The sequence below is a fragment of the Paenibacillus pinistramenti genome, from assembly GCF_005869875.1.
In the GTDB taxonomy this organism is placed as follows: Bacteria; Bacillota; Bacilli; order Paenibacillales; family Paenibacillaceae; genus Fontibacillus; species Fontibacillus pinistramenti.
The window spans coordinates 63,172-82,922 of the sequence record NZ_VAWG01000007.1; the positions used below are offsets into that span (position 1 = coordinate 63,172).

Sequence of the window (19,751 nt, forward strand, 5' to 3'; positions counted from 1 at the left end):
GTTCATTCCTCTTATTGGATCCGGAAAACATGCGCAATCGGGGCTTCACCGCTTCTGAGGCCTTCCGGAAGCACAACTTCAATCCCGCCGCCCGCTGCGCTGAATTCCAGATTGTCCGGCCCGCCGATCAGATCGACGCGCTGCGCATCCGGCTTCACCGGAAGCAGCAGGCGGTCCGGGATGGGCGACTGCTCATTTGGATAGAGGTGAATCGCATAAACCGTATCGCCTTTGCGCGTAAACCGCAGGTCGCCCGCCGAATAAGGCTCGCAGATCCGCGTGCCGTAAATGGCTTCCCCGTTGACCTTCAGCCAGGCGCCGAGCCCCTTCATGCCGGCAATTGCACCCTTCGGCAGTCTGCCGTCCGGCTGCGGGCCGACGTTCAAGGCCAGGTTGCCGCCTTTGGCCACGATCTCCACCAGCAGGTGAACGAGCTGCCGCGGGGATTTGTATTTGTCCTCAAAGCCGAAGGAGAAGGAGGTTCCGAGGGTAATGCAGCTCTCCCACGGCACCTGCATCGGTTGCTCCGGCAGCGTCTGCTCCGGCGTGATCAGATTCTCGTAAGGTCCCCCGACTGTGCGGTCGGCCGTCAGCAGCCAAGGCTGAACTTGGCGGGCCTTCTCCACCACCTCGCCCAGCCGGATGTTCTGGCCGCGGCGCCCATTCACCCAGCCGGCATCCAGCCAGAGCACGTCAATCCGCCCGTACCGGGTCATCAGCTCCATGATCTGGTCGTGCGTAAACTGGACGAACTGCTCCCACAGCCAAGGGTATTTATCCGGGTCATACGAAGGGCCGCGCCACATGTGGCTTCCTCTCTCCATGCCCGGCGCCCAGTAGTACGGCGTATGCCAATCCGCTTTGGAAAAATAAGCCGAAATCGCAAGTCCCCTGGACCGGAAAGCGTCAAACAGCTCCCTGCAGATATCGGCATATTGGTGCGTGTGGAACGGACATTCCGGCCCCGTGATCCGGTAATCGGTCGTATGGGTATCCCACATGCAGAAGCCGTCATGGTGCTTGGTCGTGAACGTCAAATATTTGAAGCCGCTCTCTGCTGCAAGCTCCGCCCACAGCTCCGGCTGGAAGCGGATGGGGTTAAAGGTCTTGTTCAGCGCAAAATACTCCCGCTTCAGCTCCTCGCCGTCTACGCCCCAGTCAATATCGTTCCTGGCCCAGTCGGCGTCGCCGTCGCTGAGCGCCCAGGATTCCACCAGCCCGAGCTGGGAATACGGGCCCCAGTGCATCATCAGGCCAAGCTTCTGGTCTTTGAACCATTCCAGCCGCTCGAGCAGCAGCGGGTCTTCCGGCTTCACCCAGTCGCGTTCGCTGCTGTAGTTATGGACGCCTTCCTGGACGGCGGGCTCCTCCTGTAGAGCTGGTTCGGCTTCTGTTGTCTTTAAATCGCTCATGAATGTCCCTCCTGAAAAAAATGTCTGCTGATGCTAACTTCAGCGGAAGCTCCGATGCTTAATGTTCCGCGGGGGATCCCATGCTGGCGATAGCTCCGATGCCGATGGTTCTTACGGCCGCTGTTGTATCCGGATGCCTGCCAATCCAGCCAGCTACTCCCCCCACTCCACCTCCAGCTCGATCACGGTGTCGATGTCGTCATCGGATTCGGCGCCGGGGAGGTGGATGAAGGCGCCGCCGGCGGTGTCCGAATACTGCTCCGCCATCCAGGGGGTCGTGACCTGGAGCTCGGAGCCGTCTGACAGCAGCCTGGCGCGTTTAATCCGGTCCTTGAGGCCGGCAAAATAAACCGGGCCGATGCCGCGGTCAAAGACATGGGCGTACAGCAGATTCCCTTTCCGGGTGTACCTGCCCCATTCCGGCTTGGGAAGGTCTGCGGCGGTGCAGCCGTAGATGCTGTCCCCGTTCCGGGCCATCCAGCGGCCTATTTTGCCGAGTACATGAAGGGAAGCCTCCGGGATTTCGCCTTTGGCGTCCGGGCCGACATTGAGCAGCAGGTTGCCGTTCTTGCTGACACATTCCACCAGAGCCCGGATGACCTGACGGGCGGATTTGGTATTGCGGTCGCCCGCATGATACCCCCAGTTGTCGTTCAGCGTGATGCAGGCCTCCCACGGGAGGGGCTGCCCGAGCTCGTTCACTACGCCGCCCGGCGGAACAATCTGCTCCGGCGAGTAGAAATCGCCGGCGTAGATTTCAGGCTCCGCCGCCTTGATGCGGCCGCCAAGCCGGTTGTCGATCAGAATGTCCGGCTGCAGGCGGCGGATCATGCGGACAAGCTCGGAGGCGTTCCATTTTTCCCCAGTCATATCGTCGTAGGAGAAGTCAAACCACATGATGTCGATGGTTCCATAGTTGGTTAGAAGCTCGCGGACCTGGCCGTGCATGTACTCCAGATAACGCTCGAATTGCTGCAGTTTACCGCGGAAAGCTTCATTACTCCGCATCGGGTGAATCCGGTCGCCGAACGCGGGATAGTCCTCATGGTGCCAGTCGATAAGCGAATAATAAAAGCCCACACCAAGCCCTTCCTCCCGGAAGGCATCGGCAAACTCCCGCACCAGATCGCGCCCCGCCGGCGTGTTCGTCGCTTTATAATCCGTAAGCTTGCTGTCAAAGAGACAGAAGCCGTCATGATGCTTGGTTGTAAGAACGGCGTATTTCTGGCCGGCTGCTTTGGCCGCCTTCGCCCACTCTTTCGGGTTATAGCGGACCGGATTAAATTCGCGGAAGTACGGCTCATACTGTTCATTGCTGATCTGCTCATGGCTTCTGACCCATTCGCCCCGGGCCGGAATGGCATACAGTCCCCAATGGATAAACATGCCGAAGCGATCATCCCGAAATCGGGCCGTACGGCTCCATCTGTCGTCCAAAACGGTTCACCTCTCTAATGAAAAAGGGGGGTCTCCCCCCCCTCACTCTGATTCTGTACTCTGATTCTGTACTCTGATTCTGTATAGATTATCAGGCATCAGGCTGTGCTTGCCTTAAAGTCCGGCTTACTGGTTCTGGTTCCAGCGGTCATAAGCCGTCTGGTAAACCTCGCGCACCTTGTCTGCGCCCATTTTTTGCAGCTGGCTTACGTATTTATCCCAGTTGGACAGCGGCTCCTGGCCGGTTACAAACTTCGCTTCCATTTGCGTCACGTAAGTTCTCAGGTCGGACAGCAGTGCGGAAACCTCGGTCTGCTCGTCGTTGGTGAGATAAACGTTCGGGAACGGAACCTTGCCGATCGGCACAAGCTTCTGTTCATTCTGCTCTTGAATCCAATCGTCGAAATCGGATCGGAGACCGTTGGTCATTTCTGCCAGGTTCACACCAGGCGTCAGGATGCCGTAGTTAGGCGTAATTGTGCCGCGGTATTCCTCGCGGTCGCCGCCGCCCGGCACCGGCAGCCATTCTTTTTCATGCGTAGCTTCGTCTTTATATTTCCAGAGCGTGCCTTCAGGACCTTGTGTCCAGAGTGTTGCACCTTCATAACTGTATTGGTAATCGATCCAGCGCATTGTGGCTTCCGGATTTTTATTGTTCTTCGTAATCGCGAACGTGCCGTTTGCAGACATGCCCGGATGTTTGCCGTATACCGGCGTACCCGCGATTTCGCTGGATACCGGCGTCATCATCGGATCGTCTTCGCTTGGCTCACCGCCGAGCGTGAAGTAAGCCATGTAGTCGCTGAACAGCAGCACCTGGTTGTTTTTCCCTTTGGCTTTCTTCTGGTCGTCGGTTTGCGAGAAGGTTTCATGATCCAGCAGGTCTTCATTCCACAAGCGGTTCATGAAGGTCAAATAACCTTTGTAGCCTTCCTCCTGCGGCGAATAGTGGACTTTTCCATCCTTATCCGCATAAATCTCGGTATCGTACATGCCCCAGAAGCCGAAGAAATACATGCGCAGATCGTCAAGCTTTACGGAAGTGAGCGGAATTTCGTCCGCTTTGCCGTTGCCGTTCGGGTCCTCTTCCTTCACGCGTTTGAGGAGCGTGTACAGCTCTTCGGTCGTTTTTGGCTCGCTGGCGCCAAGCGCTTTCAGGAACTTGCCGTTATACCACATCGGGCCGCGGTACCAGACCGCTGCGGTGTCAATGAAAGGCAGGGCGTAAATATGGCCGTCCGTTGTGGTGATATTTTTGCGGATGTTCGGATTCTCGTCGAGAATCTTCTTCAGGTTTGGCGCATAGTTGTCAATTAGATCCTCCAGCGGAACCAGCACGCCCTGGCTGCCGTATGTCACCTGCTCGGCCGGAGTCAGAGCTGCGGCATAGAGCATATCCGGCAGGTCACCGCTGGCAAATACGAGGTTTTTCTTGGTATCAAAGCTGTCGAGCGGAGCTGTCTGGAATTCGACTTTGATGTTGGATAGCTTCTCCATCGCCTGGACAACAGGCATCTTGCTCCAGTCTGCCATACCCGAATCCGGAGCGAACATCGTTAAGGTGATTTGCTTGTCGACAATCGGGAATCCGTCTTTCTTCACTTCGCTGGCGGTTGCGGAAGAATCCGAGCCGCCGCCGCTGGCAGCACCTTCAGCTGTCTTGTCATTTGACGAGCCGCAGGCTGACAGCAAGGATACAAGCAGGATAAGACTAAGCATGAGCGCCCCTCTTTTTTGCAGCTTTTGCATAAACGTACCTCCTATTTGTATTATCTATGGCAAAATCAGCCCTTAACGGAGCCAATCATGACACCTTGCACAAAGTAACGCTGCAGAAACGGATACACGATGATGACCGGCAGGGTCGAAACGATGATGACTGCATATTTGACCAGCGCAGCCACCTCCGCTTTGTTGTTGAGTGCTGTTGCCGTAGCAGAGTTTAACGCGCCTGACTCGGCAGACATCTCCTGCAGCACCAGAATCTGGCGCAGCACCAGCTGAAGCGGATATTTGGCATCATCGTTCAAATAAATCATCGCCGAAAAATAGTTGTTCCAATGGGCCACCCCAAAGAACAGGGCCATAACGGCCAGTATGGAGCTGGACAGCGGCAGAACGATTTGAAAGAACAGCCGGAAGTTGCTGCAGCCGTCGATCTCCGCGGCCTCCTGAATCTCTTTGGGAATAGAGCTCTGGAAGAAGGTGCGGCAGACAATCAGATTCCAGATGGAGGTTGCCCCCGGCAGAATCAGCGCCCACATGCTGTTCACCAGCCCCAGATTCTTCACAAGCAGGTAAGTCGGGACAAGCCCGCCGCCAAAGAACATCGTGACCATGAACACCGCCATAAAGAAGTTGCGGCCCACAAAATCCTTCCGGCTCAGCGCATAAGCGGCCGGGATGGTTACCGCCAGGTTAACCAGGGTTCCTACTACGGTATATAGAATCGTATTGCCGTAGCCGACCCAGATTTGGGTATCGCGGAACACCCGCTGATAACCCTCAAGGGTGAAGCCTTTCGGCCACAGCCACATCTCCCCGGAGGACACATAGCTCGGTTTACTGAAAGATGCGCTGAAGATGTAAATGACTGGGTACGCTACGACAACGAAAGCAATAGCAAGAAAGATATAGTTGCAGGCCAGAAAAATTCGGTCCCGTTTGGTCTCTTTGATCGCTGAAATCACTGTTCCTCACCCCCTCTTTCTACCACAAGCTGTTCTCGCTGGTCCGCCGTACAATCTGGTTCACCAGGATCAGCAGGATCGCATTGACTACCGAGTTAAACAGACCAACCGCCGTCGAGAAGCTGTACTGCGCATCCAGCAGACCTGAACGGTATACAAAAGTTGAAATGACATCGGAAGCTTCCATGTTGAGCGGATTTTGCAGCAGCAGGATCTTCTCGAAGCCAACCCCGAGCAGACTGCCCATGTTCAAAATCAGCAGGATCGTTATCGTCGGAATAATGGTAGGGATGTTAATGTGCCGGATGCGCTGGAAGCGGGAAGCCCCGTCCAGAATTGCCGCCTCATGCAGACCGGGATCGACGCTGGTCAAAGCAGCCAGGTAGATGATCGTCCCCCATCCCGCACTCTGCCAGACATCCGAGAGCACGTACATCGTCTTGAACCATCTCGGGTCGGTCAGGAAATCAGGCGCCTGTAAGCCGAATGCTTCAATGATATTCACGATCATGCCCGACGAAGGTGAAAGGAACGTAATGATCATGCCCGCCATAACAACCATCGAAATAAAGTGCGGCGCATACGTTACCGTCTGAACCGTACGTTTGAACAGACCGTCTTTGACCTCGTTAAAGGCAAGCGCCAGAATGATCGGAATCGGAAAGCCCACCACCAGGCCATACAAGCTGATACTCAAGGTGTTCCACAGCAGGTCCCAGAAGTAATAGGAATTAAAGAAACGAACGAAATGGTCAAATCCGACCCACTTGCTTCCCCAAATACCGTCTACCGGGACAAAATTCTTGAATGCGATTTGAATCCCGTACATTGGAATGTAGCTGAAAATGATGATGCTTAGAAAAGCCGGGGCGATAAACACATACAGCTGCCAATTGCGGAGAATGTTCCGCCAGGTTTTGCTTTTTGCTTGTTCGGTACGGATAACGGGAGCTGGAGCTTCCATTACTGCTTGCGCGCCTTCCTTCATCATCCCACTCCTTTCTGGTTGCCTTTCTGGTCACTTTCTGGTCAATAGATAGCTTTCCATCTGTAAGAATGCCTGACACCCTAATGTGTTCTAATGGTTTCGCGGATCCTTACATTCCGGTTTTGTTAAGCCGGTGTTAGCCGGTTGTTAACACGAAGTCTATAGAACGCTGTCCATTTCGTAAATATGTAGTTTTGGCCTTCTTCACCAGACAGGGGGGCGATTTTGACAGTTTTAATGTCACTAAACATAACCTGACCAGTGACCCTATTCGGAAAAGAATATGTATTTTTTGCTTCAAAAATTGACTGTAAACGCATACAATAAAGATAACACGAGTCTAGCTATGTAGGGTTTATGTTACGGTATCTGCTCGGTTCGGAAAAGCTTCCATCAAAAATGACACATTGGACACCCCAATAGAAGTTGTTTATACGCCTTGCTTTATGCTGGAAACTCTATTACATTTTTATTTAAAAATAGTGACAAGGGGGAAATGGAAATGAAGCTCAACTACTTCAAATCACGTTTGTTCCTAAAGTACATTTCGTCCTACTTGTTAATCCTGATGCTTCCTCTCGCGCTGCTGACTGTCATCATCTATAACAGTGCGGTTAACAATCTCCGCGGGGAAATTGAACAATCTCACCTTAATCAGCTGAACCAGACCAAATCCAATGTGGATCATCTCGTCCAGCAGCTCTACGATATTGCCTCCCGTGTCTCCTATGACGAGCAGTTGACCCGCTACCAGGCCCATGACCCCTACTATGGCAGATACGCCATTAATGCCCTCGAAAATTACAAATCAGCCAATTCGCTGATTCATGAAATGTTTCTTTATTTTCACAATGACAACAGCATCTTCTCGCCCTCCGGAATGTCCGGACTTCAGGTGTTTACAGATAAGTTCAGCTTCCGGAACTGGGACAGCGAAAGCGTGCTTCAGGATTTGAATGAAGTGAAGTTCCCTTCTGTACGTCCTGTAACTCTCGCAGGCAAGAACGGCTCCTTAAACCAGTCCATGCTTGCTTTTCTTGTGCCTATTACTCCGAACAGTCCGAACCCTCATGGAACCTTGATGTTTCTGGTGAAAGAGTCCGAGCTTACTGCGCTGATTAATTCGATCCTGGGAAATTATCAGGGCTCTTCGTTTATTTTTGATAACAACGGCCAGGTCCTGGCCTCCAATTACAACCATGAAGGAGCACTGTCTGAGCCGGATTTGAAATCTTTAACCTCGTTAACGCCGGGTATTCACAGCATCCGTCTGGGCGGAGAGGCCAATTCCGTCGTCTCTGTAAAGTCCGGGCAAAACGGCTGGGAGTTTGTAACCCTGATGCAGAGCTCCCAGTTCTTCAGCAGTGTCCTTCATATCCGAAGCCTGATCCTGATGATCTTCTTCGCCGTCCTTGCGGCCGGTTCGCTGGCTGCACTGCTGCTGGCCCGTAAGCAATACAACCCGATCTTTGATCTCGTCCAGTTTGCCAATTCCAAAGGGGATCAGGCTGCGGAGCAGATTCTGCACCACCCTGGCAGCGGAAAAAATGAGCTGGACCGCATAAAATCCGCTCTGCATGAATACAGCTCCCGCGCGGATCTGCAGGAGCCGTATGCCCGGAATCATTTTCTGCTGATGCTGCTGAAATATGGCAATCTGGAGAGCCTGCCGCCGGAATTGGCTAAGTCGATCAAGCTTCATTTTAAAGGCAGCAGGCATGTTGTCATCGTAGCCGGCCGCAGCATGCTGGGGGAAGGCTCCTCCGGACTGTCAAACGGGCAGTCGGTTATCTCGGCTCTCTGCGCTTCCGATTTCGGCGAGTATAACGCCTGCGTTCACTGCGTGGAGCTGCCAAAACCGGATCAGATCGCGCTGATTGTCAGCTTTAATCCCTTCGTGGAAACCTCCGAACAGGACCAGGTACGCCTTATCGCCCAGGCCATTCAAGAACGGATCAGCTCTGCCTTTGAACTTCATTCGTACATGGGGGTTGGAAGCAGCTATGACAGCCCTGGCCAGCTGAACCAGTCGTTCATTGAGGCCTGCTCGGCCTTTGATTCCCGGGTATCCGCCGGGGACGGCAGCATCACGTTCTTTGAAGAGCTTGCGGAATCGCCCATCGAGGCCGGCTGGATCTCCAAGAATCTGCTGCTTAAGCTGTCCCAAAGCTTGAAGCAGGGCAGCTATACCGTAGCCGTCCAGACCGTAGACGAAGCGGTCCGGGATCTGCAGCAGGCCGGCTTCTGCCTGAAGCTGGCGCGGTGCGTCTATTTTGATATCGTGAACACCATCATCAAAACCGGGCTTGAGCTTGGCGTCAGCCATCTTGTCAGAGACATTCCCCCTGTGGAAACCCTGCAGTCTGCCGGCGAATTGTCCCTACAATTGAGGGCGCTCTGCTCCCGCATCTGCCTCTGGGTCGAGCAGAACGAGAAGAAAGAAGAACATTCGCTCATGGATGAGATCATCAGCTATATCGACAGCAGCTACATGGACCATGCGCTGAGCCTGGAATCCATCTCCAGCAAATATTCGATCTCGGTGTCCCATTTCAGCCGTTCCTTTAAAGAGTCGGCGGGCACCAATTTCGTCCAATATATCTGGCAGAAGAGAATCGCCGATGCGATCCACAAGCTGACCACGACCAACGAGCCGCTGAAGGACATCATTCTGACGGTCGGTTACCAGGATACGCCAAACTTTATCCGCAAGTTCAAGAAGGAGACCGGCCATACGCCCGGCCAGTACCGGAAGCTCTTTTCCCAGAAGGGAGAGGCCGTCAAAGCAGCTAATGCCGTTAAAGCCGTTAAGGGCGAGCAAATCCAGGCATAAAAATACCCCCTGCCCGGCAGCCGCGGCAGCCTTGAAGGCCGGCGCTGCGGGCGAGGGGGATTTTAATGGAGCAGAACGTTCTTCCAGTTTGGCGGGAACTTGCCCCGCCCTACAAATCCTTCTTCTGAAACCGCCACATCCCCAGCAGGAACGCAGCCAGCGTATAGAATAAAGCATACCAAAGGAAGGCGGGAGCCGGCGCCGATCCAATGCCAAACAGGGGAAGCGGCCCGCCGTTTGCGCCCATGTTAAAGAGGTCTTGAATATAGGAAAAATTATACAGACGATCCATCATAGCCCGCTGAATACCGTCGGCAGGCATGGCCAGGGACAGCAGTCCGGAGATTGTCGTTAAAGAATGGCCGACCTTCTCATTCAGCGAGCCCAGCTGGGAAGAGACCTTGTCGATCATGCCGCCAAGCCATCCCCCGCCGTACAGCATGGTCATAAACACGCCGTTGCCGATTCCGGAGAAGAATCCGGAGCCGAGCATCGATACCGAGACCAGCAGCGGCACCACGGAGGCAAACAGCAGATAGGCCGATACCAAAGCCCCGAAGTTCTTCGGCACCCCCGCATGAATTCCGGCTATGACCATAATGGAGCTAAACAGAATAAGCGCATAAGCAAGCCCGAAGGTGACATAACCCAGCCAGCGTCCGGCGTACCACTGCCAGCGCGGGACCGGGCGCGGCATCATCGCCTGCATAATGCCCTGCTCGGCTTCCCCGGAGATGACCGAAGACGAGCTGAAGATGGACAGAAATGCGATCACGAAGGAACCAAAGAAGAAGCCCAGTCCGACGATAAACAAGCCCATGCTGAATTTCTCAAACAGCGCTGCTCCAGAGCCGCCATTTGCTTCCGTCTCGCCGCCGATGGCTGCGGCAATAAACCAAAAGGCGACCAGAAAGGCAAGGGTCATCAAAATGGTCAGCAGCAGAACCCGCTTGCGCAGCAGCTCCTTCCACGTTAATCGAAGAATGATGCTCATTCTTTCTCCCCCCTGTGGCTTTTTCCGGTCAGCTCGGCAACAAACCATTCCTCCAGCCGGGTTCTGGTGCGTACACTTTCGTACAGCGTCATCCCCAGGTCAAGGATTAGCGCATGAAGCCAGCCGGCCTGCTCCTCATGCGCAAGCTCCGCTTCCAGCTCCGCCGATCCATCCGGTGCCGCCGTAATCATCCTGATCGGCAGTCCCGTCTCCTCCCGCAGCCAGTCCAGCATGGATGGGGCGAACCCGCCCACCTTGATCCGCCACAACGGACGCTGCCGCAGCACATCCTCCACTCTGCCCTGCTGGAGCACCTCTCCATTATTCAGCAGCGCAACCCGGTCGCAGATCGATTCAACATCCTCCATCAGGTGGGAGTTCAGGAAGATGGTCTTCCCCTCGGCCTTCCATTCACGAAGAAGCTGCCGGACCTCGCTGCGGCCGATCGGGTCCATCGCCGAGGACGGCTCGTCCAGGAACAGGATCTTCGGATCGCTGACGAGCGCGCAGGCAAGTCCAAGCCGCTGCTGCATGCCTTTGGAGTAATTCTTGACCCGGTCGCGGGAACGCAGACCGATTCCGACCTGGTCCAGCAGCCGGGGAATTCTTTGGCCCGCTTCACTGCGGGTCAAACCGCAAAGCCGGGCATGCAGGCGCACGACCTCTTCACCGGTCAGCCATTCCTGATACCGGTAGAGCTCCGGCAGATAGCCTATGTATCTCCGGGCCGCAATACTGCCGACCGGTTCCCCAAACAGGGAAGCCCGACCTTCCGTAGGGAAGATCAGGCCGACAAGCATTTTTACAAAAGTGCTTTTACCTGCGCCGTTAGGGCCGAGGAAGCCAAAGGCTTCCCCTTCCTGCACCGTGATGGACACATCGCGGCACCCCCGGCCGTTCTCATATTGTTTCGTTAACCTTTCGGTCTGTATGGCTGTCACGCTTGAACCAACTCCTGCAGTTTGGTGCGGAACTCCTTCTCGGCATCCGCCTGGTGATTGTCTGAGTTAATGTAAGAGCTGTAATCATACAGGACACCGTCCTTTACCCAGATCGCTTCCAGCATCTTAGCGTCCGTGTAGGAACGCGTATTCAGCAGAACCTGAGTGCCCTCCACTGTAATCTTCTCGGTTTGGACACCGCTCTCGGTAAATACCGGCAGCGGCATTTCTCCTGTGGACAGCAGCTGACTGGACTGCAGGCTGTTCTTCAGCTGCTCCGGAAGGAGCGGGAACTGGAGCACCGCCTCAAGCGCTTCCTGCACGTCGGCCGTATCGTCAATGGAGACCTTTGGCACCTTCATTTCCATTAAGCTGGCGGTCATGTTCTCCCCATCAAGCGGCACAGTATAGTTCACCGCAGGGGCCGTATCCAGCGTAATGGTCTTCCCGTCAATACTTGCCGGAAACAGCTTGCTCGCTCCAAGCTGCTTCATGGCCTTGTTAATCTCCTCCACATTCAGCTTCAAGCTCAGCTTGCTGCTCGGGCTTACATAGATATGCTCCTGCTTACCCACAAGAGATGCAGGAGGTGCTTTGATACCCGCTGCTTCAGCTGCCTCTTCTACCGTCAAATCTCCATAATCCTGACCTGTCTCCACCGTAAAAGTACCAAACCGGTTGATCTCTTTCTCCGAAATTCCGGATTGGAACACGGAGTTAAACAGCTGCTCCATATCCTGATCGTTGACCTCTGTCACCTGCTCCATCCGGAACTGGCCGACAATGGAGGCAATGGCCTGGTTGCCCACGGGCGTAAGGATAACCGCTGCGGCGACCGCCGCCGCCACGGCTGCAGCCGTCCATCTGCGCGCTCTTCTGCCGCGCCGGGTGCGGGCTGCTGACAAGCCTGCAGAAGCGGCTGCGGGAGCCTGACCTTGATCTGCTGCTGTCTTGGAGAATGCGGAATCGCCCAATACCGGGCTCAATTCCGGGCTCAATTCCGGGCTCAATTTTCGGCTCAATTCCGGGCCCGTGTCCGAATCCGCTGCTAAGCCCGCTTCTGAGCCCTCTGCCCCGCCCAGCTTCTCCTGTGCCAAAACTGCCCCGGCCTCTTCCTGTGCGGAAGCCCGGATTCCGCCCTGGCGGTCCAGCTGAACCCAGAAATTCTGGTGCGCCTCCTGTTCCTGCCCCTGCTCCTGCTCCTGCTCCAGTTCCAGTTCCAGAACAGCCATCAGCCGCTCCCAGGCCGCATCCGTTACTTCTATGCTCCGAACCTTGTCTGTACCTTCAATTGATCTTGTCATCTCTTTCATCTCATTCGTCTTATTCATCTTGTCCATCTCTTTCATCTTGTCCATCCCTTCTGCCCGTTATTTCGTCAAAGCGCCTGTCTGTATGGAGCGCCCCTGATCCGCTCTTCTGTCCGCCGGATCTGCGGCGCACTTCCGCAGCCGCTCCGTCGCCCTCGCCAGCAGTGTGCCGACTACAGGCTGCCTTACCGAGAGCTCCCTCGCAATTTCCGCATAGCTGTATCCCGAATAACGCAGCAGCAAGGCCCTGCGGTCGCGTTCGGGCAGCTGCTCCAGCCAGCCGCGCACCTGCTCCTGATCGAGCTGACGCATCAGCTCTTCCTCGCCGGACGGGCTTGCCGCGCCCTCCGCTTCCATCAGCAGCTCCTGCTTCTCCGTCAGCTTCCGCTGTCTGGCCGAGCTGCCCATATAATCATAAGCCAGCCGGGTGGCTACCCGGTGCAGCCATGCACCTACCGAATCCAATTGGTCCGGCGGCTGGCGGTACATTTTCAAGAACGTTTCCTGCGCCAAATCCTCCGCTATCGCCTTGTCGCCCAGCAGGCCTGTAAGCTTGCGCAGCACCGCCGGGTAATGCTCGTAAAATAGTTTCTTAAACGTTGCCGATTCCGGAATCGTCAAAGGTTCCAGCCTCCTTTCTTGCCGCAGCTGTATAGAAGACGGACGCCGGGAGGAAAATGTATCAGTCCGGCGGAAAGATTTTATGAACAAGCTTGAAACGCGTTTAACTGGTGGTCCGCAAACTCCCGTTACAAATCGTGCATCTCGTAAAAAAGGCATCCTCCACTTTCGTGAAGAATGCCTCTCTCACCGCTGCAGAAGGAGCAGGCCTTCCGCATTTTCGCCTTCCCTATTAACCGGCAATTATTCCGCATTAACCTGCGCTTATTCCGCCGAAAAAACGGCCCCCGCCGGCGCTCCGGCCTTACCGGACCAGCTCTCCCGCTTCAGCCCGGCCGACTCGCGCTCCAGCTCCATTTCCTTCATGCGGAGCCGCTTACGGCCTCTCCAGCGGAAGAACGCGAAGACTCCGCGGGTGTATTCGTCCGCAATCATAAAGCTGTAGATCGCCGTAATCCCCCAGGCGGCCGAGACGCCGAACAGGTAGGAGCCGCCGACCGCGACCGTCCACATGACGATCAGCGAGACGATCATCGTATACCTGGAATCGCCTACGGCATTCAGCGAGTTGCCGAGCGCCATGTTGAGCATTTTTCCCGGCTGCAGCAGCACATTCAGCCACAGCAGCGACTCGGCGATGTTCAGGATGACCGGGTCATCGGTGAACAGCGACAGCATGCTCCGCCCGAAGAGAACCAGAAGCAGCGCGTTGACGGTAACCAGCGGAAGCCCGATGGCCAGCCCTTTATAGGACGCTTTGTAGGCTTCCTTCGTCCGGCCTCCGCCGAACAGATGGGCAACCTGAATCTGCAGGGCCAGGGCCACCGAGAAACCAAGCAGGAAGCAGAACGATTCCAGCGTGTTCATATAAGTCCGTGCAGCCAGATCCTTCGCGCCGAGAATCGCCAGGAAGGCGAAGATCACCAGCTGCGAGAAAAACCAGCTTGCCGAGTTGACCCCAAGCGGCCAGCCGATGTCCATGATTTCTTTAAAGAGTCTGCGGCTGAACAGCCGGAGGTCTTTAAAGGTGATTTTTCGGCAGAAGGCATTCAGGAAGAAGATAAACAGCACGATGCACGCCAGCAGGCGGCTTGTAACCGTCGAAACCCCAACCCCGGCCAGACCGGCCTCCGGAAAGCCGAATTTGCCGAAAATAAAGCAGTAGTTCAGCGAGATATGCACCAGGTTCATGCCGACCGCAATCAGCATGGGCGCTTTCGTGTTGCCTGTGCTGCGGATTTCGGTGCTTAACACCGCGATCAGCGCGGTCAGGATCATCCCCCCGCCGACGATGGAGATGTAGATTTTGCCGAGGGACATCAATTCATCCGGAAGCTGCAAAATCCGGGCGATCGGCCCTGGAAAAGCAATCAGCACGACGCTCAGAACGAGACCGATCAGCGCAGTGGCCTTCAGCCCGATGATGCCGACCGTCCGCGCCTCCTCCTCTTTGGCCGAGCCGATCTTCTGGGCAATCAGGATGCCCGCCCCGCTCGCCACCGTCACGAACAGGGTCGTCAGCGCGTTAAACAGCTGGTTCGAGAAGCCGACAACCGCTACCGCATCGTCAGACAGATGGCTGACCATCAGCGTATCGACCGCGCCCAGCAGAAACTGCAGAAACTGCTCGATAAATATCGGCCAGGCGAGCATCCATAAAGAGAATTTATGGGATGATTCTTTTTTCAACTTTACAACCTCCCGAAGGGAAAGAAAGGGAATTGCCCATTTCTTCATCACATTTTTGTCTGAAACAAATTATAGATGGTATACTGGATTGGAACTATCATTATTACAACCTAAAGTTTCATTTTTCCAACCATATCGGACCCCAGGTAAAGGATGGATTTATATGCCAATGCTGCAGTTTACCGTTCCGCCGCTGCCCCATTTTATCGCCTGTGATCATGGGCTGCTGCCCGCAGGCTCCAGGCATGCCAGCAGACGGAATATAGATGTATTCGACCTGCTGTTTGTCACAAAGGGCTGCATTTATATCGGTGAGGACGGGCTGGATTACGAGGCTGCCGCCGGGGACTGCCTGATCCTGCTGCCGGACCGCTACCACTACTCCACCGCTGAATGTGCGGAGGATACCAGCTATTACTGGCTGCATTTTCAGACGACCGGCAGCTGGAATCAGGTGGAGAGCCTGCCGCAGTACCGGATGAGTCATCCGCTGTCTGACGGGCCGGTTTTTCTGTCGACCATGGCCATAACCTCTTTCAGCCAGCTGATTCCGCAGTACGTCCACCTGCCCCAGCCCGGCAAGTTCGGCGATGTGCTGGAGGAGCTGACGCTGCTCGGCAAGTCCCTGCACCTGACCGGCAGCCGCTTCAAGCAGCAGCTTCTGTTCCAGGAGCTGCTCCGCCAGCTGGCCGATTCCGCCGCCGGCGAAACGCCCTCCGCGCAGACGGTCTGCGCCGAGCGGGCCGCCGCCTTTCTGCGTGAGCATTACCGGGACGAGGTGACCGCCAAAGCGCTGGGCGAAAGCATTAATTTTCACCCTGTCTATATCGCCCGCTGCATGCAGAAGGTGTTCGGCTGCTCGCCCGCCGCTTATCTGCTGCGCTACCGGCTGGAGCGCTCCAAGCTGCTGCTTCAGCAGACGGACCTGTCCGTCGCGCGGATCGCTGAAGAGGTCGGCTTCAATCAGGCCGCTTACTTCACCTCCTGCTTCGTGAAATATGAAGGCGTGTCGCCGCGCAGGTACAGACAGCGGTTCGCCTGATTTTTGTTGGATATAGTGCGTAATTTGTCAAATAAAACAGGCCTTTTCAGCAACTTTATGTCAGAAACAAACGTAATAACAGATAGAAGAAGGCATGTCCGTCATGGGCGCCGTAGTTGGCGTCATGTGCCTATGGGCGGCCTGCCTCCGCTTTTTTTGAAAGGAGTGTATCAGCGAATGAAACCAGGCAAAACGCTCGTCGTCCGCTCCCTGTTCTCTTTGATCCTGCTCTTATCCGGTTTATGGGTCTTCAATTTGAATGCTCCCGCCGCCAAGGCGAGCTATTTCGATGATGTATATAATGGGATTAAAAGCTTCTCCGAGGTCCCGGTTCAAATTAACGAGCTCCAGGAAAGCTATGATAAAGCTACCCAGCAGCTGCAGGATACGCAGAGCACGCTGGAGACTTACCGGCAGCAAAGCGAGGAACTGGCCGCCCAGAATGAACAGCTCTCCGAGCAGAACCGCCAGCTGGCCGCAACCGTACAGACGCTGGAAGCCGCGAGCGAAGCCCGGGAAGCCACGTCCCATAAGCTCCGTGTGATGCTGTATACGGCACTCGGCCTCTTTGCCGGGTATTTCGTATTCAAGCGGGTCGTCCGCGTGATGCTGCGCAAGTAAGCAAAGCCAAATAAATTTTCCATTTAGGAGGACAAGCCTTGGACATCCGTTTTGAGACGGACACGCTGCAGGCGTTAGGTGAAGCGGCAACCTTCCGGATCCAGGAAGGCGAAACCGTGCATGTGCTCCACCCCGGCCAAATTATCGCCTACCGCGGTCCCTCGGCGGGCCGGGCCGACCGGCTGATGGACGTCAAAGGGATGTACCGCAAGCGGAAGCTGATCCGTGCTGACCTGAAAGGGCCCAGCGAATTCATTGCGGCCCTGCCGCCGGGTTACAGCCTGAAGCCTCTGCAGCTGAAAGCCGGGAGCGATCTGCTGTACGACTACAAGCACCTCTTCTACTATACCGACGGCGTGACGATGCAGAGCCGGATTCTGAATGTCAAAAATATGCTCATCACCCGCGACGCGGTTAAAATGAAATTCTCCGGCCAGGGGCAGATCGGCCTGCTGACCGAGGGTCATGTCGTCGAAGCCGGACTCCATCCTGCGGAGCCGCTGTATGTGCAGGCCAGCAGCGTCATCGCTTATCCGGAGAACGCCCGGATGGAGCTTGCCGTCTACGGCAACCACCTGGCCAGCCAGCATATGAGCTACCACTGGAAAATAACAGGCGAAGGCTCCGTCCTGCTGCAGGCCGGCCGCGAAAGCAGCCGCAAGCTGGAGGACAACCTCCAGGACGAGAGCTTGTTCAAGCGGATTTTGCGGGAAGTGATTCCGTTCGGGGGCGTGTTTATTAAGTAGGAACGGAAGGTAAACGAAGCGAAACGAAGCGAAACGAAGCGAAGTGACCCGGCCTTGGATTGTGATCTTAGGCCGGGTCGTTTAATTTATCTGAATCGGACGGGGATTGGGCTTGTTCTTTATTAAGATACTTCCAGCAGACTAAAGTTGCACTGTCGCGCGCGCTTTCTTTTACTAAATGATCAAATATCGAACGTAACCCCGCCTCTGCATCTTCTCCCTGGACTATGGCGTTATACAAGTTGCGGTAGTCGCTGTAGAACTCATCATCCGTATCTAATACCCCGTCTGTAAGAAGTACGATGTAATTCGTCCCCTGTCTCAATTGCCTTCTCCCGGCAGTGTAACAAGGTACAGACAAGTCAAAGGTATTCACTTGCCCAACCCACTCATAGAATTGCCTCTGATTTAACCCATACTGATTAAACTTTGCCAAGTCTGGATGGAATAATAAGGCCATACAATCCCCTATCGAAAACCACCACAAATAGGCTCCCCGCTGAAAGCAAAATAAGCAGGACGTCTCTCCAGTTAAATTACGGCACTTGTCTTTAAATTCAGCATCCATAACCTTGTTAAGGAAGTAGGGTTCCAGCTCCAGAAAGGCATTATTAGAATTAAAAATAGAAATCAAGTCATCCTTATTGTCATTAAGCAGCCTAATTATAAGTTCAGCACTTTGTGAACTGTTGTGTGCATCTAACAGTGCGCAAAATGTCCACGAATTCTCCTCGTTTTGAAGTATAAATAAGGCATCTTCATTTTTCTGGGCGCCGTTAATTGAACTGCCTCCAAAATGACCGATGTGTACATTTCCACCAGCTGTAACAGAAACTTCATCCAGAAATGGCTGAACTCTGCCTATCCATTCATATTCCATGGCCCCTGCTCCCCCCGACTTCAGTCAGCAGATTATATATTTTCTCTTGTGTTTGGGCTGATTCACCCTTTTAGACTTCATCATTATTGATCGTTGAAACTCCTGTTTTACAAATTGAATGTTTCTTTGATCCGCGCTGCAGCTTCTTCCGCACTTAAATTGGTGTTATTAATTCTCAAATAATTTTCTCTTAAAATTTCCCCGGAGTGCGAGTTGAGCCTGTGTCTTTCCATCGTTTTTCTCAATTCTTGTTCAGATCGTTCAATATCTCGTTTGCTCGGCTTCTGCTCAAGCCGGAAAGGAGTTGAATTACGTGCCAGTCTTTCGTTAAGGTCAGCTTCTAATTCAACAAAATAAATCTCTGCCCCTTTTGACTCAAAAATATCGCAGGTTTGCTTCACAAAATTCCAATCCTCCTGAAGATCAAAACCCCAAACATAGGTAAAAATCAGACCATACTGGCTGCTATTTGAAAAAGATTCAAAAAACTCTCTTCGCAAAAGGTTAACCAGCCTCCACGTTTCCCCTCCAAATCCAAAGAACGGGTGAAACAACTCAATCGACTGGTGATTGTGAAATAATTTTAGCTCAGTGATCTTCGTGAGCTCATGACCCACTGTCATTTTTCCGACGGCCTGGGGCCCAAATAATAAAATGAATTTGATGTTAATCCCCCCTGGCTTCAAAATTGAGAATTTCCATAACTGCTTTAACAACGATTTCCGGATGTTCAAAATGGATATTATGATAGGAATCCTGAGCGATAATCTGTCTGGTATTTGGTGAGAGCTTGGTAAGCTTCTGCTGGCCCTCTTTCCAGGACTCGTTCATTTTTCCTGCCGTTAAAACGGTAATAGGAATATCCTTATTTATTCCTTGATCTTTTACCATCCTGCAGCTGACTATTATACTCATATATTTCTTATACAAAGCTTCATAAGCATTTCTTCTGAAACCGAGAGGCTTAAACGTGAGCGGTAACGATCTATTCCATACCGGACGATTTATAAACCGGGTAATTCCAGGAATGGAGAACAAATAACCCAGTCTATATGATTTCAAGTACCGGGTATATTCTCGCCGCCATCTTTCATCAATATATTCGGGTAAAAATTGATACTCATTTGTTGAATCTACCAATATTAAACCCGATACTTCCTTAGGATAGAGTTGGGCAAACAGCCTCATATTTAGACCGCCAAACGAGTGGCCTACAAGGATGTAGGAAGGTTCAAGATTAAGCTGTTTCAGCAGATCTCTTAAATCCTCCACGATTTCTTTGCTTGTCGCAGATCCTCTATTTTTATAACTCCAACCGTAACCTGCCCTGTCATAAGCTACTGTAGCAGCATGTTTTGATAACTCAGATTGTATGTGACTCCAGTCTAGTGAACAGCTTCCCAGACCAGAATCAAACACTACTGTTTGGTCCGCCTCACCTTGAACAACGGCATGCAGCGTATGTTTACCGACTTTAATCCTTTACCTGGGAGGGTCATTTTTTTCAGTTCGCTGATCTCTCTAATTCCCTGGTAGATCGACAGCGG

At 53.7% G+C, this 19,751-nt stretch carries 17 protein-coding genes; 4 read left to right on the forward strand and 13 right to left on the reverse strand.

Going from position 1 to position 19,751, the window contains the following annotated elements; translation table 11 throughout:
* Nucleotides 1-11 precede the first annotated feature (11 nt).
* The 5 genes from FCN15_RS10525 to FCN15_RS10545 form a co-directional block, all read right to left on the reverse strand.
* Nucleotides 12-1,412, reverse strand: a complete 1,401-nt coding sequence (locus tag FCN15_RS10525; protein WP_138494969.1) for an alpha-L-fucosidase — start codon at nucleotides 1,410-1,412, stop codon at nucleotides 12-14.
* A 153-nt stretch (nucleotides 1,413-1,565) separates the two neighbouring features.
* Nucleotides 1,566-2,798: an alpha-L-fucosidase gene (locus tag FCN15_RS10530; RefSeq protein ID WP_138495055.1), complete on the reverse strand. Its 1,233-nt coding sequence runs from the start codon at nucleotides 2,796-2,798 to the stop codon at nucleotides 1,566-1,568.
* A gap of 177 nt (nucleotides 2,799-2,975) precedes the next feature.
* A complete protein-coding gene (locus FCN15_RS10535; protein ID WP_138494970.1) occupies nucleotides 2,976-4,598 on the reverse strand; it encodes an extracellular solute-binding protein in 1,623 nt (540 codons plus the stop codon).
* Nucleotides 4,599-4,633: 35 nt separating this feature from the next.
* Entirely contained in the window at nucleotides 4,634-5,539 is a 906-nt protein-coding gene (locus FCN15_RS10540; protein ID WP_138494971.1) for a carbohydrate ABC transporter permease, read from the reverse strand.
* Nucleotides 5,540-5,558: 19 nt separating this feature from the next.
* Complete coding sequence (locus FCN15_RS10545) at nucleotides 5,559-6,503, reverse strand: ABC transporter permease (protein WP_238996628.1); 945 nt, start codon at nucleotides 6,501-6,503, stop codon at nucleotides 5,559-5,561.
* Between the two features lie 526 nt (nucleotides 6,504-7,029).
* Here FCN15_RS10545 and FCN15_RS10550 point away from each other — a divergent pair.
* Nucleotides 7,030-9,360 (forward strand): helix-turn-helix domain-containing protein, encoded by a 2,331-nt coding sequence (locus tag FCN15_RS10550; protein ID WP_138494973.1) that lies wholly within the window; start codon nucleotides 7,030-7,032, stop codon nucleotides 9,358-9,360.
* Nucleotides 9,361-9,469: 109 nt separating this feature from the next.
* Here the strand turns inward: FCN15_RS10550 and FCN15_RS10555 are convergent, their stop codons facing one another.
* From FCN15_RS10555 to FCN15_RS10575, 5 genes are all read right to left on the reverse strand, one after another.
* On the reverse strand, nucleotides 9,470-10,354 hold the full coding sequence (locus tag FCN15_RS10555; protein WP_138494974.1) for an ABC transporter permease: 885 nt from the start codon (nucleotides 10,352-10,354) through the stop codon (nucleotides 9,470-9,472).
* On the reverse strand, nucleotides 10,351-11,295 hold the full coding sequence (locus FCN15_RS10560) for an ABC transporter ATP-binding protein (RefSeq protein WP_138494975.1): 945 nt from the start codon (nucleotides 11,293-11,295) through the stop codon (nucleotides 10,351-10,353). Before FCN15_RS10560 ends, FCN15_RS10555 begins: the two co-directional genes overlap by 4 nt.
* On the reverse strand, nucleotides 11,292-12,653 hold the full coding sequence (locus tag FCN15_RS10565) for a hypothetical protein (RefSeq protein ID WP_162515343.1): 1,362 nt from the start codon (nucleotides 12,651-12,653) through the stop codon (nucleotides 11,292-11,294). The genes FCN15_RS10560 and FCN15_RS10565 overlap by 4 nt, the downstream gene beginning before the upstream one ends.
* Before the next feature lie 12 nt (nucleotides 12,654-12,665).
* Nucleotides 12,666-13,226: a sigma-70 family RNA polymerase sigma factor gene (locus tag FCN15_RS10570; RefSeq protein WP_238996617.1), complete on the reverse strand. Its 561-nt coding sequence runs from the start codon at nucleotides 13,224-13,226 to the stop codon at nucleotides 12,666-12,668.
* A 264-nt stretch (nucleotides 13,227-13,490) separates the two neighbouring features.
* On the reverse strand, nucleotides 13,491-14,915 hold the full coding sequence (locus tag FCN15_RS10575; RefSeq protein ID WP_138494978.1) for an MATE family efflux transporter: 1,425 nt from the start codon (nucleotides 14,913-14,915) through the stop codon (nucleotides 13,491-13,493).
* Between the two features lie 163 nt (nucleotides 14,916-15,078).
* Between FCN15_RS10575 and FCN15_RS10580 the strand changes: the two genes are divergently transcribed.
* The 3 genes from FCN15_RS10580 to FCN15_RS10590 all read left to right on the forward strand — a co-directional run bounded on the left by FCN15_RS10580 (nucleotide 15,079) and on the right by FCN15_RS10590 (nucleotide 17,324).
* Nucleotides 15,079-15,957 (forward strand): helix-turn-helix transcriptional regulator, encoded by an 879-nt coding sequence (locus FCN15_RS10580; RefSeq protein ID WP_138494979.1) that lies wholly within the window; start codon nucleotides 15,079-15,081, stop codon nucleotides 15,955-15,957.
* A gap of 177 nt (nucleotides 15,958-16,134) precedes the next feature.
* Entirely contained in the window at nucleotides 16,135-16,578 is a 444-nt protein-coding gene (locus FCN15_RS10585) for an SH3 domain-containing protein (protein WP_138494980.1), read from the forward strand.
* Nucleotides 16,579-16,616: 38 nt separating this feature from the next.
* On the forward strand, nucleotides 16,617-17,324 hold the full coding sequence (locus tag FCN15_RS10590) for an AIM24 family protein (protein WP_138494981.1): 708 nt from the start codon (nucleotides 16,617-16,619) through the stop codon (nucleotides 17,322-17,324).
* A 67-nt stretch (nucleotides 17,325-17,391) separates the two neighbouring features.
* Here FCN15_RS10590 and FCN15_RS10595 read toward each other — a convergent pair whose 3' ends face one another.
* The 3 genes from FCN15_RS10595 to FCN15_RS10605 all read right to left on the reverse strand — a co-directional run bounded on the left by FCN15_RS10595 (nucleotide 17,392) and on the right by FCN15_RS10605 (nucleotide 19,683).
* Nucleotides 17,392-18,204: a PP2C family serine/threonine-protein phosphatase gene (locus FCN15_RS10595; protein WP_138494982.1), complete on the reverse strand. Its 813-nt coding sequence runs from the start codon at nucleotides 18,202-18,204 to the stop codon at nucleotides 17,392-17,394.
* 107 nt (nucleotides 18,205-18,311) lie between these two features.
* Nucleotides 18,312-18,869, reverse strand: a complete 558-nt coding sequence (locus FCN15_RS10600; RefSeq protein ID WP_138495056.1) for a DEAD/DEAH box helicase family protein — start codon at nucleotides 18,867-18,869, stop codon at nucleotides 18,312-18,314.
* Between the two features lies 1 nt (nucleotide 18,870).
* Nucleotides 18,871-19,683 (reverse strand): alpha/beta fold hydrolase, encoded by an 813-nt coding sequence (locus FCN15_RS10605; protein ID WP_138494983.1) that lies wholly within the window; start codon nucleotides 19,681-19,683, stop codon nucleotides 18,871-18,873.
* Nucleotides 19,684-19,751: the final 68 nt, after the last annotated feature.

Coding starts and splice junctions, on each gene's coding strand:
- FCN15_RS10525 (WP_138494969.1), bottom strand. CDS start 1,412: ATGAGCGATTTAAAGACAACAGAAGCCGAACCAGCTCTACAGGAGGAG.
- FCN15_RS10530 (WP_138495055.1), bottom strand. CDS start 2,798: ATGTTTATCCATTGGGGACTGTATGCCATTCCGGCCCGGGGCGAATGG.
- FCN15_RS10535 (WP_138494970.1), bottom strand. CDS start 4,598: ATGCAAAAGCTGCAAAAAAGAGGGGCGCTCATGCTTAGTCTTATCCTG.
- FCN15_RS10545 (WP_238996628.1), bottom strand. CDS start 6,503: ATGGAAGCTCCAGCTCCCGTTATCCGTACCGAACAAGCAAAAAGCAAA.
- FCN15_RS10550 (WP_138494973.1), top strand. CDS start 7,030: ATGAAGCTCAACTACTTCAAATCACGTTTGTTCCTAAAGTACATTTCG.
- FCN15_RS10555 (WP_138494974.1), bottom strand. CDS start 10,354: ATGAGCATCATTCTTCGATTAACGTGGAAGGAGCTGCTGCGCAAGCGG.
- FCN15_RS10565 (WP_162515343.1), bottom strand. CDS start 12,653: ATGGACAAGATGAAAGAGATGGACAAGATGAATAAGACGAATGAGATG.
- FCN15_RS10580 (WP_138494979.1), top strand. CDS start 15,079: ATGCCAATGCTGCAGTTTACCGTTCCGCCGCTGCCCCATTTTATCGCC.
- FCN15_RS10585 (WP_138494980.1), top strand. CDS start 16,135: ATGAAACCAGGCAAAACGCTCGTCGTCCGCTCCCTGTTCTCTTTGATC.
- FCN15_RS10595 (WP_138494982.1), bottom strand. CDS start 18,204: ATGGAATATGAATGGATAGGCAGAGTTCAGCCATTTCTGGATGAAGTT.